Below are 14,011 nucleotides of genomic sequence, written 5' to 3'. Positions count from 1 at the left end.
CTTCAGCCGCGAACGGCAAGCCTCAGCACACCGGCATCCTCGCCAGGCGCGCGCCCGCCGGTCGCCTCACGACATCTCGTGGCAATCGGCCCGCCGCACTTCCTCGACGAAACGGCGCATCTTCTCGCCGTCCTTGATGCCCGGCTCACTCTCGATGCCGCTGGAGACATCCACGCCCCACGGCAGCGTCGCGATCACCGCATCGAACACGTTTTCCGGCGTCATGCCGCCCGCCAGCAGGAACGGGCGATGCAGGCCGGTCGGCACCTGCGCCCAGTTGAACGTGCTGCCGCTGCCGCCACTGCCGCCCGGCGCGTGGCTGTCGAACAGGAACGCGGCCGCATTGGGAAACGCCATCTGCAGCGCGCGCGCGTTGTGTACCTGCCCACCGCCCATCGGGATCGCCTTCATGTAGGGCAGGCTGAAACTGCGGCAGAAGCTGTCTTCTTCCTCGCCATGGAATTGCAGCAGTGTCGGCCGCACGGTCCGCACCGCCTCGCGCACTTCGTCCTTGGTGTTGTTGCGGAACAGCGCCACCACGTCGACCATCGGCGCGGTGGCCTGGCGCATCGCGCGCGCCTCGGCCGGCGCCACGCGGCGCGGGCTGCCGTGCGCGAACACGAATCCGATCGCGTCCACGCCAAGCTCGCCGGCCAGGCGGATGTCGCCGGCGCGGGTCATGCCACAGAACTTGATGCGGGTCCGGTACAGCGTTCGATTCATTGCGTGACCTCGGTGGGCAGCTGCCATTGCCGGTCGTACAGCGGCCCGACGAACACCAGCCCCTGCGGCGGTGCGGTCGGTCCTGCCACTGTGCGGTCGCGCCCGGCCAGCAGCTCGGCGATCCACGCCACCGGCTGCTCCCCGGCACCGACCAGCACCAGCGAGCCCACGATATTGCGCACCATGTGATGAAGGAATGCATTCGCCTGCACCGCCACTTCGATCACTTCGCCCTCACGACGCACGGAAATGGCCTGCAGCTCGCGCCGCGCGTGCAACGCCTGGCACTGCACGCTGCGGAACGCGCCGAAGTCGTTCTCGCCCAGCAACGCCTGCGCGGCCTCGTGCATGGCCGCCGCGTCCAGCGGCCGCCGTTCCCAGCTCAGGGTCTGCCGGTACAGCGCCGGCCGCACCGTGCGGTTCAGCAGCCGGTAGCGATAGCGGCGCGCGCGCGCGGAAAAGCGCGCGTGGAAATCGTGCGCCACCGGCACGCACCAGCGCACCGCCACCGAGCGCGGCAGGCGGGTGGTGGTGCCCAGCACCCAGGCGCGCGGATCGCGCCCGGCGTCGCTGTCGAAATGCACGACCTGGCACTCGCCGTGCACGCCGGCATCGGTACGCCCGGCGCACACCACCGACACCGGCGCATCGGCCACGGACGACAGCGCGTCCTGCAGCGCCGCCTGCACGCTCGGCCCGCCGTGTTCGCCGAGCTGCTGCCAGCCCAGGAATTCGCTGCCGTCGTACTCCACGCCCAGGGCGTAACGCATCGTCTTGTCCGGTGATGAGGGCGGCCGGCGCCGCCCGGGTGTGGCCATGGCCGATGCCCGCCGCGCGGCGGGCATCACGATCGGCTCAGCGCAGCTGGCCCAGCAGCGCGACCGCTTCGGCGCGCGCCTCCGCATCGGGCCCCTGCGCCACTTCCAGCAGCAGGCTGCGCGCGGTTTCGGTATCGCCCAGGTCGAGGTAGGCCACCGCCAGTTCGAGGCGGTCGCGGCCCGCCGGCACGGGATTCAATGGCGCCAGCGCATCGGCATGCCAGGCCGGCGCCACCGGCTCGGGCTCCGGCACGATCACCGGCTCGGGGATTTCCTCGGCCGGCGCACGCCACGCCGCGTGTTCCTCTTCGCGCAGGTCCACTTCTTCCAGCTCGACCTCGCGGTCCACTTCGCGCTCGCCCACGCTCGGCGCTTCCGCACCGGGCACGGCGGCGGCCAGTGCGGCGGCATCGAAGCCATGGCGCGGCAGCGGCGGCAACGGCGAAGGCTTGCGCCGGCGCGAGGCCAGCCAGGCGGCGACGCCGGCGAGCAGCAGCGCCAGCCCACCCCACAGCCACATCGGCGTGCCCGCCTCGGCGGCGGGCTGCGTGCCGGCCTTGGCCAGGCGCGCCTGCGCCGCGGCCAGGTCGCTGTCCTTCATCGCGATCAGCTTCTGCTGGTCCTGCTTGAGCTTCTCCAGTTCGCCCACGCGGGTGCGCAGCTCCTGGATCTCGGCATCGCGCGTGGCGATGTCCTCGCGCGCCTGCTGCAGTTGTTCGTTCGCCGCCATGTCTCCCTCGCCTCCGGCACCGGTGCCGCTGGTCGTTCCGGCATTCTTCGCGTCACTGGCCACCGCCGGGGCGATCTCCAGGCGTGCACCTTCCACCGCCGGCGACGCCGGGGTGCTGGCCGGCGTCGGCGCCGGCGTGGCGGCCGCGCCGGCTTCGGCCGGCTGCGGAATCGCCGCGCGCGCCTGGCGCCATTGCGCGGCCTGCTCCTGCACCATCGCGCGGGCCTCGGCCGCGCCCACGCGCGCCAGCTCTTCCTGCGCCGGGGTGCGCAGCACCGCGCCGGCCTTGAGCCGGTTGATGTTGCCGCCGATGAACGCATCCGGGTTGGCGCGCAGCAGCGCGACCATGGTCTGGTCCAACGTGGTGCCGCCCTCGCGCGCCAGCTGCGCGGCGATGCCGGACAACGTCTGGCCGCTGCGCACGGTGAGCGCATCGCCCGGCGACAGCGCCGGCGCTGTCGGCGCCTGGCGCACCGGACGCGGTGCGGGTGCGGGTGCAACTGCAGGTGCGACCGGTGCACCGGCTTCCGGTGCCGGCGTCTCGGGCGCGGCGGCCGGTTCGGGCGGCAGCGCTTCGGTCTCGCGGATGATGCGGTTCTCGGCGCTGGCGGCGGGCGCCTGGATCATCGGCTCGGCGATCGCCGCGGCGGTGTTGGGCGCATCGACCAGGGCCGAATACTCGCGCACCAGGCGACCCTGGCCCCAATCCACCTCGATCAGGAAGGACAACGCCTGCTGCGAGACCGGCAATGCGCTGGTGACGCGGATGACCGCACGGCCACCGGCATCCTGCGTGAACTGGAACTGCAGTTCGTTGACCAGGCCCTGCGGCGGCGCCAGGCCGACACGGGCGAACGTCGCCGGCGAAGCCAGCGCGACGTGCGCGTTCTCCAGTTCGCCAGGCTCGTTGGAGATGACCGGGATCTCGGCCACCAGCGGCTGCCCCGGGCGGGACAGCACGCGGATGTCGCCCAGCCCGAGCGCCATCGCAGCACCGCTGCACAGCGTCAGGACCAGCGCGCCGATACCTTGTAGGGGGCGCCTGGCGCCCATTCCCCTGCGTTTCATGGGCGCCAATATAACGTCGCGCCGGAAGACTGCCTACGGGCAGGTGAAGGACGCCGCGGCGAAACCCCGGCGTCCTTCCCGCAATGCAGCAGGCTCAGGCCTGCTCGGCGGCGACCAGTTCGGCCAGTTGCACCGCGTTGAGCGCGGCGCCCTTGCGGATGTTGTCCGAGACGATCCACAGGTTCAGGCCGCGGGGGTGCGAGAAATCCTCGCGGATACGGCCGACGTACACCGCATCCTGGCCCGAGGCGTGCGTCACCGGCGTCGGGTAGCCACCGGCCTTGCGCTCGTCCACCACTTCCACGCCGGGCGAACGCGCGAGCAGTTCGCGCGCCGCTTCCACGGTGATCTTCTCGCGCGTCTCGATGGCCACGGCCTCGGAATGGCCGTAGAACACCGGCACGCGCACGGCGGTGGGGTTCACCTTGATGCTGTCATCGCCCAGGATCTTCTGCGTCTCCCACACCAGCTTCATTTCTTCCTTGGTGAAGCCGTTGTCCTGGAAGTCGTCGATGTGCGGGATCAGGTTGAAGGCGATCTGCACCGGGAAGCGCTGCGGGTCGATCTCCTGGAAGTTCAGCAGCTGGCCGGTCTGCTTGCCCAGTTCCTCCAGCGCCGAACGGCCGCCGCCGGACACCGACTGGTAAGTGGCCACGTTGATGCGCTCGATGCCGTACTGGCGGTGGATCGGGCCCAGCGCCACCAGCATCTGCATGGTCGAGCAGTTGGGGTTGGCGATGATGCCGCGCGGGCGGTCCTTCAGCGCGTCCGGGTTCACTTCGGACACCACCAGCGGCACGTCGTCGTCGTAGCGGAAGGCCGAGGAGTTGTCGATCACCACGGCGCCCGCGGCGGCGAACTTCGGCGCGTATTCCTTGGACACGCTGCCGCCGGCGGAGAACAGCGCGATGTCCACGCCCTTGGGATCGAAGGTGGCCAGGTCCTGGACGGGAATCTTCTGGCCCTTGTACTCGACGGTGCCGCCGGCCGAGCGCTCGGAGGCCAGCGCGTGGAGGGTGGCGATGGGGAAATCGCGCTCGGCGAGGATGCTCAGCATGGTCTCGCCGACCGCACCGGTGGCGCCGACGATGGCGACGTTGAAACGACGGGTGTTCTGGCTCATGGAATGTGACTCGATGATTCGATGGGAAAAGGAGTTCGGCGCAGCATCGCTGGGTTCGGGGAACCTCCGGTGAAACGGACGCGGAGGCTCCCTATCGTTTGGCGTCGCCGATTTTGCGCGCGCGCACGCCCGCGCCGCCGGTTTTGCCGGCGTCGATCCGGTCCAGGTTCAGCGCGCTCGGCGGCCGGCCGGCATCCGGCCCCCGGCCCAGCGCGGCGATCAGGTTGTCCACGGCCAGCGCGACCATGGCGCGGCGCGTGTGCAGGCTGGCGCTGCCGATATGCGGGGTCAGCACCACGTTGCGCAGGGCGAGCAGCTCGGGGCGCACGTCCGGCTCGCCCTCGTACACGTCCAGGCCCGCGGCGGCCAGGCGCCCGCGGGCCAGTGCGTCGGCCAGCGCCACTTCGTCCACCAGCCCGCCGCGCGCGATGTTCACCAGCGTGGCGGAAGGCTTCATCTTCGCCAGCGCGGCGGCATCGATCAGGTGGTGCGCGGCCGGCGTGTAGGGCAGCACCAGCACGAGATGGTCAGATTGCGCGAGCAGGTCATCGAAGCCGACGTAGCGCGCACCGGTCTGCGCTTCCACCGACTCCGGCAGCCGGCTGCGGTTGTGGTACAGCACCTTCATGCCGAAGCCGAGCGCGCCGCGGCGCGCGATGCCCTGGCCGATGCGGCCCATGCCCAGGATGCCCAGCGTGCTGCCGTGGATGTCGTGGCCGAGCATGGTCTTGAACGACCACTGCCGCCACTGCCCCTCGCGCAGCCAGCGCTCGGATTCGGTGATGCGCCGCGCGGCCGCCATCAGCAGGGCGAAACCGAGGTCGGCCGTGGTCTCGGTGAGTACGTCCGGGGTGTTGCTGGCGATGATCCCGGCGGCGCTGAGCGCGTCGAGATCGAGGTTGTTGTAGCCGACCCCGACATTGGCGAGCGCCCGCAACGCGTGCGCATCGGCGATTTCCGCCGCGCCCACGCGCTCGTTGAGGGTGATCAGCGCGCCGTCCACGCCGGCCAGGCGCGCGGCGATGTCGCCGGCCGAATACTTCGTGACCTCCGCCGTGGCCTGCACGTCGACATACTGCCCGAGCCGTTCGATCTCCTCGTCGAACAGCGGCTGGCTGACCCACACGCGCGGGCGCGCTTCAGCCATCGAGCGTTCCGGGAATACGCGGCGAGATCGGGCCGACATCCCCACACTGCGCGCGATGGCGCAGCGCCTGGTCCATCAGCACCAGCGCCATCATCGCCTCGGCGATCGGCGTGGCGCGGATGCCCACGCACGGATCATGGCGGCCGGTGGTCACCACCTCGATCGGCTGCCCGTCCACGTCCACGCTCTCGCCAGGCAGGCGCAGGCTGGAGGTGGGCTTGAGCGCGATCGAGGCCACGACCTGCTGCCCGGTGGAAATGCCGCCGAGGATGCCGCCGGCGTGATTGCTGTGGAAGCCCTGCGCGGAGATCAGGTCGCGATGCTCGGTGCCCTTCTGCGCGATCACGTCGAAACCGTCGCCGATCTCCACGCCCTTGACCGCGTTGATGCTCATCAGCGCGGCGGCCAGTTCGCCATCGAGCTTGCCGTAGATCGGCTCGCCCCAGCCCGGCGGCACGCCGTCGGCCACCACGGTGACGCGCGCGCCGACCGAGTCGCCGGACTTGCGCAGCGCATCCATGTAGCTTTCCAGCGCGTCCACCTGCGCGGCGTGCGGCCAGAAGAACGGGTTGTCCTCCACCGCGTTCCAGTCGAAGCCTTCCGGCACGATCGGCCCGAGCTGCGACAGCCAGCCGCGCACGGTGACACCGTAGCGCTGCGCCAGCCACTTCTTGGCGATCACGCCAGCGGCCACGCGCACGGTGGTCTCGCGCGCGGACGAGCGCCCGCCGCCGCGCGGATCGCGGATGCCGTACTTCTGCCAATAGCTGTAGTCGGCATGGCCCGGGCGGAACTGTTGGGCGATGTTCGCGTAATCCTTGCTGCGCTGGTCGGTATTGCGGATCAGCAGCGCGATCGGCGTGCCGGTGGTCAGGCCTTCGTACACGCCGGAGAGGATCTCCACCTCGTCGGCCTCGCGGCGCGCCGAGGTATGGCGGGTCTTGCCGGTGGCGCGGCGCTGCAAATCGTGGGTGAATTCGGCCGCGTCCAGCGCCAGCCCCGGCGGACAGCCATCGACCACGCAGCCGATCGCCGGGCCGTGCGACTCGCCGAACGTGGTGACCGTCAGCAGCTTGCCGAAGCTGTTCGCGCTCATCGCTGTGCGGCCAGCTCCGTGATGCGCGCGCTGTGCGCGATCAGCTCGCGGCACTCCACCGCGAAGATGCCCATCTGGCCGACCTTGAACTCGATCCAGGCGAAATCGACCTCCGGCAGCAGCTTGACCAGATGCCGCTCGGATTCGCCGACCTCGCAGATCAGCAGCCCGTCCTCGGACAGGTGGATCGGCGCGTCGCGCAGGATCTTCAGCACCAGGTCCAGCCCGTCGTCGCCCGCGCGCAAGCCCAGCTCCGGCTCGTAGGAGTACTCGCGCGGCAGCGCATCGGTCTCCTCGTTGGTGACGTAGGGCGGGTTGGTGACGATCAGGTCGTAATGGCGGCCGGTCAGCCCGTTGAACAGGTCCGACTTGAGCAGGGTGACGTTGTCGGCGTGCAGGCGCGCCTTGTTCTCGGCGGCCAGCGCGAGCGCGTCGTCGCTGATGTCCACGCCGTCCACCTGCCAGTTCGGGTTGTAGTGGCCCATGGCGATGGCGATGCAGCCCGAGCCGGTGCACAGGTCCAGCGCGCGGCTGACCTCGCGCCCGCCCAGCCACGGCTCGAAGCCGGCCTCGATCAGCTCGGCGATCGGCGAGCGCGGCACCAGCGCGCGCGCATCGCTCTTGAAGCTCAGCCCGGCGAACCACGCCTCGCCGGTGAGGTAGGCCGCCGGCACGCGCTCGTCGATGCGGCGCTGGAACAGCGCCAGCACCTGCTCGCGCTCGGCGCGGGTCAGGCGCGCGGCGCCGTAGGCCGGGCCCAGGTCGTGCGGCAGGTGCAGGGTGTGCAGGACCAGTTGGGTCGCCTCGTCCAGCGCGTTGTCGTAGCTGTGGCCGAAGGTCAGGCCGGCTTCGTTGAAACGGCTGGTGCCGTAGCGGATCAGGTCGATGATCGTGGACAGTTCGTCGGCCGCGGCGGCAGTCATGGCGAAAGCGTGTGGGGAAAGGCCCCCGATTATAGGCGCGCGGCCGCTATCATGAGCGTCTGTTGCAGGGGAAACTTCGGCGCGCGGGCCGCGCCGGCCCCCGGGCGACGCCCGCCGGCGGCCTGATCCGCCGACCCGCGCCGGTCCGCCGGCGCCCTGGAACGAGGTGGCTGGCCGCATGACCCTACGTACAACCGGCATCGTGATTGCCGCCGCCCTGGCCGCGGGCCTGGGCCTGATTGCCGCGCAGAAGGTCTTCCTGGATCGCGCGCCGGCGGCCACCGAGACGGTGGTGATGTATCCGCAGCCGCGGCCCCTGCCCGACTTCAACCTGCGCCAGTCCGACGGTACCTCGCTGGTGCCCGGCGAGCTGAAGGGCCATTGGACGCTGGTGTTCATCGGCTTCCTGTCCTGCCCGGACGTGTGCCCGACCACCCTGGCCGACCTCGCCCGCGCGCAGCAGCAGTGGACGACGATTCCCGAAAGCCTGCGCCCGCGCGTGCTGTTCGTGTCCATCGATCCCGATCGCGACCCGCCGGCGCGTGTCGGCGAATACGCCCACGCCTTCCACAAGGACACCCTGGCCGCGACCGCCGACGTGCCGGAACTGGAGCGTTTCGCCACCGCGCTGGGCTTCGTGTTCCAGAAGGTGCCGGGCAAGCATTTCGACGAGAACCCGAACGACTACAGCATGGACCACTCGGCCGGCATCGCCGTGCTCGACCCGGAGGGCCGGCTCGCCGGCCTGATCCGCCCCCCTTTCCAGCCGCAGGCCATCGCCGCGGATTTCACCCGGCTGACCCAGGCTTCCACCCCATGAACCTCACCACCGCCCTGACCTACGCCCTGCCGCACCGCGCGCTGTCCTCGCTGGCGCGCCGGCTCGCCTATTCGACGAACCCGCGCGTGAAGCAGTGGCTGATCGACACGGTGACCGAGAAGTTCGACGTCAACCTAGCCGAGGCCGCGCAGCCGGACCCGACCGCCTACCCGTCGTTCAATGCGTTCTTCACCCGCGCGCTGAAGGAAGGCGCGCGCCGTGCCGATGCGGACCCGCGCACGCTGGTGATGCCGGCGGACGGCCGCATCAGCCAGCTTGGCGCCATCGAGGATGGCCGCATTTTCCAGGCCAAGGGGCAATCGTTCACCGCCGCCGAACTGCTCGGCGACGAAGCCTCCGCCCTGCCGTACCGCGAAGGGCTGTTCGCCACGGTCTACCTGTCGCCGCGCGACTACCACCGCGTGCACATGCCGTGGACCGGCACGCTGCGCGAGACGGCGCACGTGCCCGGGCGCTTGTTCAGCGTGGGCCCGGCCGCGGTGGCCGGCGTGCCGCGGCTGTTCGCGCGCAACGAGCGGCTGGTGTGCCATTTCGATACCGACTTCGGGCCGATGGCCTCGGTGATGGTCGGCGCGTTGCTGGTCTCCGGCGTGGAAACGGTGTGGAGCGGCGAGGAGATTCCGGCCTACGGCGACCGCATCACGCGCAAGGACTATCGCGGCCAGGGCATCACGCTGGAGCGCTTCGCCGAGATGGCGCGCTTCAACTACGGCTCCACCGTGATCGTGCTGCTGCCGCCGGGCGTGGCCGAATTCGCGCCGCAGCTGCGCGCCGAATCGCCGGTGAAGCTGGGCGAGGCGCTGGCGACGCTGCGCTGAGGGAACTGGCGCGCGGCGCGCAGCCCGCCCGCGCCCTTCCTTTGTAGGAGCGGCTTCAGCCGCGACCGCGGGATCGCGCGGTCGCGGCTGAAGCCGCTCCTACAAAAAACGGAGGAACGTCCGCCCGCCGGGGCCGCCCCGCCTTACCTGTCGCAGCCCACCAGTTGGATCACCTGCCCTGGCTTGAGCGCATACGCCGGGGCGCGCAGCTTGTTCGCCTTGGCCAGTTCCTTGATCTCGCACTGGTGCTTGTCGGCGATGCGCCCCAGCGTGTCGCCCTTGGCCACCTTGTAGCTGCGCACCTGCTTGGCCTTGGGCTTGGCCGGCGCCGGCTGGCCGGTCGCCACCGTGGTCGCCACGCCGGCCATCGGGGTGGCGCTGCCCACCGCCACGCTGCCGGTGAACGATTGCGGCGAAGGCCGCACGATGGCCTGGTTGAGGTCGGCGGTGATCAGCGTGCGCGCCAGGTCCGCGCGCGGGCCCTTCACGCAGTAGCGGTTGTACAGCCCGACGATGCGCGTGGTGGCGTTGATCGTCGTGCCGCCGGGAATCCAGCCATCCGGCTCGTAGCGCGGGTTGAGGTTACGCAGCGCGCGCATGTAGCCGTCGCGCGTGCCGGCGCTGCCCAGGCAGATGGTCAGCTCGTAGATCGTGGTCGAACGCGCGAGCGTGAGCGTGGCCGGCACCGCGTTGACCTTCGGCAGCTCCAGCCCGTACTGCTGCGGGTGCAGGAACAGCCATGCCGCGGCGATCACCATCGGCACGTAGTCCTTGGTCTCGGCCGGGAACTGGTCGTACACCGACTGGTCCCAGAAGCTGCGCCCGCCAGTGGCGCCATAGACGCGCGCCGCGCGGCCTTCGCCGCCGTTGTAGGCGGCCAGGGCCAGCTCGATGTTGCGGTTGAGCTCGCCCATGCGCTCGTTGAGGTAGGCCGCGCTGGCCATCGCCGCGCTGCGCGGGTCGAAGCGGCTGTCAAAGCCGGTGTCGTCCACGCCCAGGCCGAAGCGGCGGCCGGTGGCCGGCATGAACTGCATCAGCCCGGCGGCGCCGGCGCGCGAGCTGGCATGGACGCGGCCGTTGGATTCCTTGGCCATGATGCCGAACAACAGCGCCTCGGGCAGCGCGCGGCGCTGCCATTCGGGCCACATGATGCCGCGCAGGTTCTCGTAGTTCTCGTAGCTGGTGAGCAGCTGCGGGCGCAGGTCGGTGAGCCAGCGGCGGATGCCGGCCTGCACGGCGGCGTTGTATTCGACCATGGTGTCGAACTCGTGCCGGCGGTCGTTGAGCAGGGCCGCGGCGCGCGCGGCCTCCGGCACATCGGCGGCCAGCGGGCCGACGTGGTCCGGGTCGGCTTCGAGCAGGCCATCGTCCGCGCCGTCGGCGTCGTCCTGCTGCTGGGCGTCGGTGTTGGCCTTCAGCAGGCGCTTGTAGGTCGCCAGCATCGTGCCCATCTGGCAGCCGCGCTGCTGGGTGCAGGCGGTGATGACGTCCTCCATGTCCTCCAGCGCGGCGTCGCTTTCGGCCTGGCCCTTGGGGTCGGCGTTGCCCACCAGCACCTGGGCGTCGCGGTAGCGCTTCTCGGCGGCGGCCATCCGCCCCTGGAGGGCCTCCACGCGGGCCTCGTCGCGCTTGGACAGCGCCTGGGCGGAGGGAACGACCGACAGCAGCGCCACGGCGGCCAGCACGGACCACGGGCGCGGAACAGGGAACGGAAGCGGCATCTTTCGGTACGGCGGCGAAGAGGTCTGGCAGGGTAGCCGCCGGTCGCGCGCCGGGGCAAGGCGCGCTGCAGGACGGGTACAGTGCAACGTCAGCCAGCGCCGTAGAATCCGCGCAACTTGAATGCGAGGCATGCCATGGATCCGATCCTGCTGGGCAAGGGCGTCACCGACGACATCGCCGTGGTCCTCCAGCCCCGGCTGGGCAATCGCCACGGCCTGGTGGCCGGTGCGACCGGCACCGGCAAGACGGTGACCCTGATGACGCTGGCCGAAGGCTTCTCGCGCATCGGCGTCCCGGTGTTCCTGGCCGACGTGAAGGGCGACGTGGCCGGCCTGGCGGTGGCCGGCGATGGCAACGAGAAACTGCGCCAGCGCGCCGCCGAGATCGGCGTGCCCGACTACGCGCCGGCCGCCAGCCCGGTGGTGTTCTGGGACCTGTACGGCCAGCTCGGCCACCCGGTGCGCACCACGGTGAGCGAGATGGGCCCCACCCTGCTCGCCCGCATCCTCGAACTCAACGACACCCAGGCCGGCGTGCTGGACATCGTGTTCAAGCTGGCCGACGACCGCGGCCTGCTGCTGCTCGACCTGGACGACCTGCGCGCCCTGCTCAACCTGGTGGTGGAAGACCGCAAGGAAATCTCCACCGAATACGGGCTGGTCAGCGCGCCCTCGGTGGCGGCGATCCAGCGCGCCCTGCTGCGGCTGGCACAGGATGGCGGCGAAGGCTTCTTCGGCGAGCCGGCGCTGGCGCTGGAAGACCTGATGCGCACCACGCCCGACGGGCGCGGGGTGATCGGCATCCTGGCCGCCGCGCAGCTGGTGCTCAAGCCGCGGCTGTACTCCACCTTCCTGCTGTGGCTGCTCTCGGAATTGTTCGAGCGGCTGCCGGAAGTGGGCGACCTGGACAAGCCCAAGCTGGTGTTCGTGTTCGACGAGGCACACCTGCTGTTCGACGACGCGCCGCCGGCGCTGGTGCAGCGTATCGAGCAGGTGGTGCGGCTGATCCGCTCCAAGGGCGTGGGCGTGTACTTCTGCTCGCAGTTCCCGGACGACGTGCCGGCCAACATCCTCGGCCAGCTTGGCAACCGCGTGCAGCACGCGCTGCGTGCGTATACCCCGCGCGACCAGAAGGCGGTCAAGACCGCCGCCGAGACATTTGTCGCCAATCCCAAGCTCGATGTGGCCAGCGCGATCTCCAGCCTGGGTACCGGCGAGGCATTGGTCTCCACGCTGCAGGACAAGGGCGTGCCGATGCCCGTGGAGCAGACGCTGATTGCCCCGCCGCGTTGCCGCATGGGCGCGATCACCGACGCCGAACGCGCGCAGGTGCGCGCGGGCAGCCCGGTGGGCGGCAAGTACGACACCGCGGTGAACCGCGAATCGGCCGCGGAAATGCTCGCCAGGCGGGCGCAGGAACAGGTCGCCAAGACCGACGCGCCGCCGGCGCGCGGGCCGGAACACGACGCGGCCGCCGGCAACGATTGGGGCCAGGCGGTGAAGGACGCGGTGTTCGGCACCAAGCGCCGCCAGGGCCTGCTGGAGACGATGGCCAAGCAGACCACGCGTACCGTGGGCAGCAAGCTCGGCCAGCAGATCGTGCGCGGCATCCTGGGTGGCATCTTCGGCGGCGGCAAGCGCTGACGGACGCGGCGCCCGGCACCATTGCGCGCGCCGGGCGCGTGCCAGCACAATCCGGACGGACAACGACCGCTCAGGGGGAGCGTCATGGAAGATCGTCGTAGGCAGCGGCATGCGCAGCCCGAACCGTTCTGGTCGCGCGTGCGCGCCATTACCTTCTATCCGCTGCAGGGCGCGGCCTTGTGGTCACTGCTCGCGCTGACGCTTTGCACCTTACTCGGTGTAGTCCCCGGAATCGGCTGGATATTCAGCCTGGTGACTTGGCTGGCGGTTTACCGCTACGCCTTCGAGATTCTTCGCCACACGGCCAATGGCCATCCCGGCGCGCCCGAGTATGCCCTGGAGCTGGGCGATGGCGCGGTGATACGGCTGTTCGCGCTGTCGCTGCTGGTGATCGCCGGGCTGATCGCGGTGGCGTTCCTGACGCGCAGCGTGGGGATGCTGCTGCTGACCATCGGGGTGATCGCGCTGATGCAACCGGGCATGGTGATTTCCCTCGCCTTGGACGGCAGCTTGCGCAGGGCGCTGAATCCACTGGTCCCGCTGGATCTGGCGCTACGGATCGGCTGGCCCTATCTGGCTGCGTTCTGCCTGCTGTTCGTGATCCAGATCAGCACGATGTTGGCCGGCAAGTGGCTGCGCGCCTATCTGCCTCCGGAGGTCAGCAGCGTGGCCTTCAATTTCGTGGCGATCTGGGGCCTGTTTTCGACCTTCCATCTCCTCGGCTACCTGGTCTACCAGTACCACGAGGTCCTGGGTTTCGAACCGGAAGCCCTGCAGGACACCCGCCGCGCCGACCCAGACCAGCGCCTGCTCGACGAAGCCGAGGGCCACGTGCGCGACGGCCATCCGCGCGAGGCGCGCGAAGCATTGCGCGGGGCGATCCGCGGCCGCGCGGTGTCGCTGGGCGTGCACGAGCTGTACCAGCGCCTGCTGCGCAAGGAGGGCCCTTCGCCGGAACTCCACGACCACGCGCAGCAGTACATCAGCCGGCTCATCGCCGAGAAGCAGGAGCGCCGCGCGCTGTCGCTGTTGCGCGAGATGCTCGAGACCGACCCGGATTTCACCCCGGCACAGGTCGAACAGGCGATCGCCCTGGTGGACCGCGCGCGCATGGCCGGCCAGCACCAGCTCACCGTCGACGCGTTGCGCGCGATGGTGCGCAAGTGGCCACGCCACGAGGCCGCCGCGCAATGGGCGCTCGATGCCGCGCTGCTGCTGGCCGAGCGCTACGGCCGCGACGAGGAGGCCCGCGCACTGCTGGAGACCGCGCTCGTCACCTGCGAAGACGAGGACGTCCGGCGTCGCCTGCAGAACGCGCTGGCGGCGATCAATCCCGCCGCCACGCCGGCCGCCTGATCC

At 70.5% G+C, this 14,011-nt stretch carries 12 protein-coding genes; 4 read left to right on the top strand and 8 right to left on the bottom strand.

The window, feature by feature from the left end:
* Positions 1–66 precede the first annotated feature (66 nt).
* The 7 genes from P6166_RS03980 to prmB all read right to left on the bottom strand — a co-directional run bounded on the left by P6166_RS03980 (position 67) and on the right by prmB (position 7,628).
* Positions 67–723 (bottom strand): phosphoribosylanthranilate isomerase, encoded by a 657-nt coding sequence (locus P6166_RS03980; RefSeq protein WP_277763237.1) that lies wholly within the window; start codon positions 721–723, stop codon positions 67–69.
* Positions 720–1,493, bottom strand: coding sequence for a tRNA pseudouridine(38-40) synthase TruA (gene truA / locus P6166_RS03975; protein ID WP_130319345.1), 774 nt, complete (start codon positions 1,491–1,493; stop codon positions 720–722). The genes P6166_RS03980 and truA overlap by 4 nt, the downstream gene beginning before the upstream one ends.
* Positions 1,494–1,578: 85 nt before the next feature.
* Positions 1,579–3,324: a FimV/HubP family polar landmark protein gene (locus P6166_RS03970; RefSeq protein WP_277763236.1), complete on the bottom strand. Its 1,746-nt coding sequence runs from the start codon at positions 3,322–3,324 to the stop codon at positions 1,579–1,581.
* A 109-nt stretch (positions 3,325–3,433) separates the two neighbouring features.
* The gene (locus P6166_RS03965) at positions 3,434–4,462 is read right to left on the bottom strand and encodes an aspartate-semialdehyde dehydrogenase (RefSeq protein WP_277763235.1); all 1,029 of its coding nucleotides are present in this window, start codon (positions 4,460–4,462) and stop codon (positions 3,434–3,436) included.
* A 91-nt stretch (positions 4,463–4,553) separates the two neighbouring features.
* Positions 4,554–5,609 carry a D-glycerate dehydrogenase gene (locus tag P6166_RS03960; RefSeq protein WP_277763234.1) on the bottom strand — a complete coding sequence of 352 codons (1,056 nt, stop codon included), beginning with the start codon at positions 5,607–5,609 and terminating at the stop codon, positions 4,554–4,556.
* Complete coding sequence (aroC, locus tag P6166_RS03955) at positions 5,602–6,705, bottom strand: chorismate synthase (RefSeq protein WP_277763233.1); 1,104 nt, start codon at positions 6,703–6,705, stop codon at positions 5,602–5,604. The genes P6166_RS03960 and aroC overlap by 8 nt, the downstream gene beginning before the upstream one ends.
* Positions 6,702–7,628, bottom strand: a complete 927-nt coding sequence (prmB, locus tag P6166_RS03950; RefSeq protein WP_277763232.1) for a 50S ribosomal protein L3 N(5)-glutamine methyltransferase — start codon at positions 7,626–7,628, stop codon at positions 6,702–6,704. The genes aroC and prmB overlap by 4 nt, the downstream gene beginning before the upstream one ends.
* Positions 7,629–7,806: 178 nt before the next feature.
* On the opposite strand from prmB, the gene P6166_RS03945 reads away from it, so the two are divergent.
* Entirely contained in the window at positions 7,807–8,448 is a 642-nt protein-coding gene (locus P6166_RS03945; RefSeq protein ID WP_277763231.1) for an SCO family protein, read from the top strand.
* A complete protein-coding gene (gene asd, locus P6166_RS03940) occupies positions 8,445–9,287 on the top strand; it encodes an archaetidylserine decarboxylase (protein WP_277763230.1) in 843 nt (280 codons plus the stop codon). Before P6166_RS03945 ends, asd begins: the two co-directional genes overlap by 4 nt.
* A gap of 143 nt (positions 9,288–9,430) precedes the next feature.
* Here the strand turns inward: asd and P6166_RS03935 are convergent, their stop codons facing one another.
* Positions 9,431–11,008, bottom strand: a complete 1,578-nt coding sequence (locus tag P6166_RS03935) for a transglycosylase SLT domain-containing protein (RefSeq protein WP_277763229.1) — start codon at positions 11,006–11,008, stop codon at positions 9,431–9,433.
* Positions 11,009–11,143: 135 nt separating this feature from the next.
* On the opposite strand from P6166_RS03935, the gene P6166_RS03930 reads away from it, so the two are divergent.
* Positions 11,144–12,652 carry a helicase HerA-like domain-containing protein gene (locus tag P6166_RS03930; RefSeq protein WP_277763228.1) on the top strand — a complete coding sequence of 503 codons (1,509 nt, stop codon included), beginning with the start codon at positions 11,144–11,146 and terminating at the stop codon, positions 12,650–12,652.
* Between the two features lie 84 nt (positions 12,653–12,736).
* Positions 12,737–14,008, top strand: coding sequence for a hypothetical protein (locus tag P6166_RS03925; RefSeq protein WP_277763227.1), 1,272 nt, complete (start codon positions 12,737–12,739; stop codon positions 14,006–14,008).
* The last annotated feature ends 3 nt before the right edge of the window (positions 14,009–14,011 follow it).

This window comes from Stenotrophomonas sp. HITSZ_GD (assembly GCF_029543105.1).
GTDB lineage: Bacteria > Pseudomonadota > Gammaproteobacteria > Xanthomonadales > Xanthomonadaceae > Stenotrophomonas_A.
Note: the sequence above shows the minus strand (reverse complement) of the source record. Positions and strands in the feature narration are given on the sequence as shown.

Excerpts from the sequence above, each read along its gene's own strand:
- P6166_RS03980 (WP_277763237.1), bottom strand. The coding sequence starts at position 723 with ATGAATCGAACGCTGTACCGGACCCGCATCAAGTTCTGTGGCATGACC.
- truA (WP_130319345.1), bottom strand. The coding sequence starts at position 1,493 with ATGCGTTACGCCCTGGGCGTGGAGTACGACGGCAGCGAATTCCTGGGC.
- P6166_RS03970 (WP_277763236.1), bottom strand. The coding sequence starts at position 3,324 with ATGGGCGCCAGGCGCCCCCTACAAGGTATCGGCGCGCTGGTCCTGACG.
- P6166_RS03965 (WP_277763235.1), bottom strand. The coding sequence starts at position 4,462 with ATGAGCCAGAACACCCGTCGTTTCAACGTCGCCATCGTCGGCGCCACC.
- P6166_RS03960 (WP_277763234.1), bottom strand. The coding sequence starts at position 5,609 with ATGGCTGAAGCGCGCCCGCGCGTGTGGGTCAGCCAGCCGCTGTTCGAC.
- aroC (WP_277763233.1), bottom strand. The coding sequence starts at position 6,705 with ATGAGCGCGAACAGCTTCGGCAAGCTGCTGACGGTCACCACGTTCGGC.
- prmB (WP_277763232.1), bottom strand. The coding sequence starts at position 7,628 with ATGACTGCCGCCGCGGCCGACGAACTGTCCACGATCATCGACCTGATC.
- P6166_RS03945 (WP_277763231.1), top strand. The coding sequence starts at position 7,807 with ATGACCCTACGTACAACCGGCATCGTGATTGCCGCCGCCCTGGCCGCG.
- asd (WP_277763230.1), top strand. The coding sequence starts at position 8,445 with ATGAACCTCACCACCGCCCTGACCTACGCCCTGCCGCACCGCGCGCTG.
- P6166_RS03935 (WP_277763229.1), bottom strand. The coding sequence starts at position 11,008 with ATGCCGCTTCCGTTCCCTGTTCCGCGCCCGTGGTCCGTGCTGGCCGCC.
- P6166_RS03930 (WP_277763228.1), top strand. The coding sequence starts at position 11,144 with ATGGATCCGATCCTGCTGGGCAAGGGCGTCACCGACGACATCGCCGTG.
- P6166_RS03925 (WP_277763227.1), top strand. The coding sequence starts at position 12,737 with ATGGAAGATCGTCGTAGGCAGCGGCATGCGCAGCCCGAACCGTTCTGG.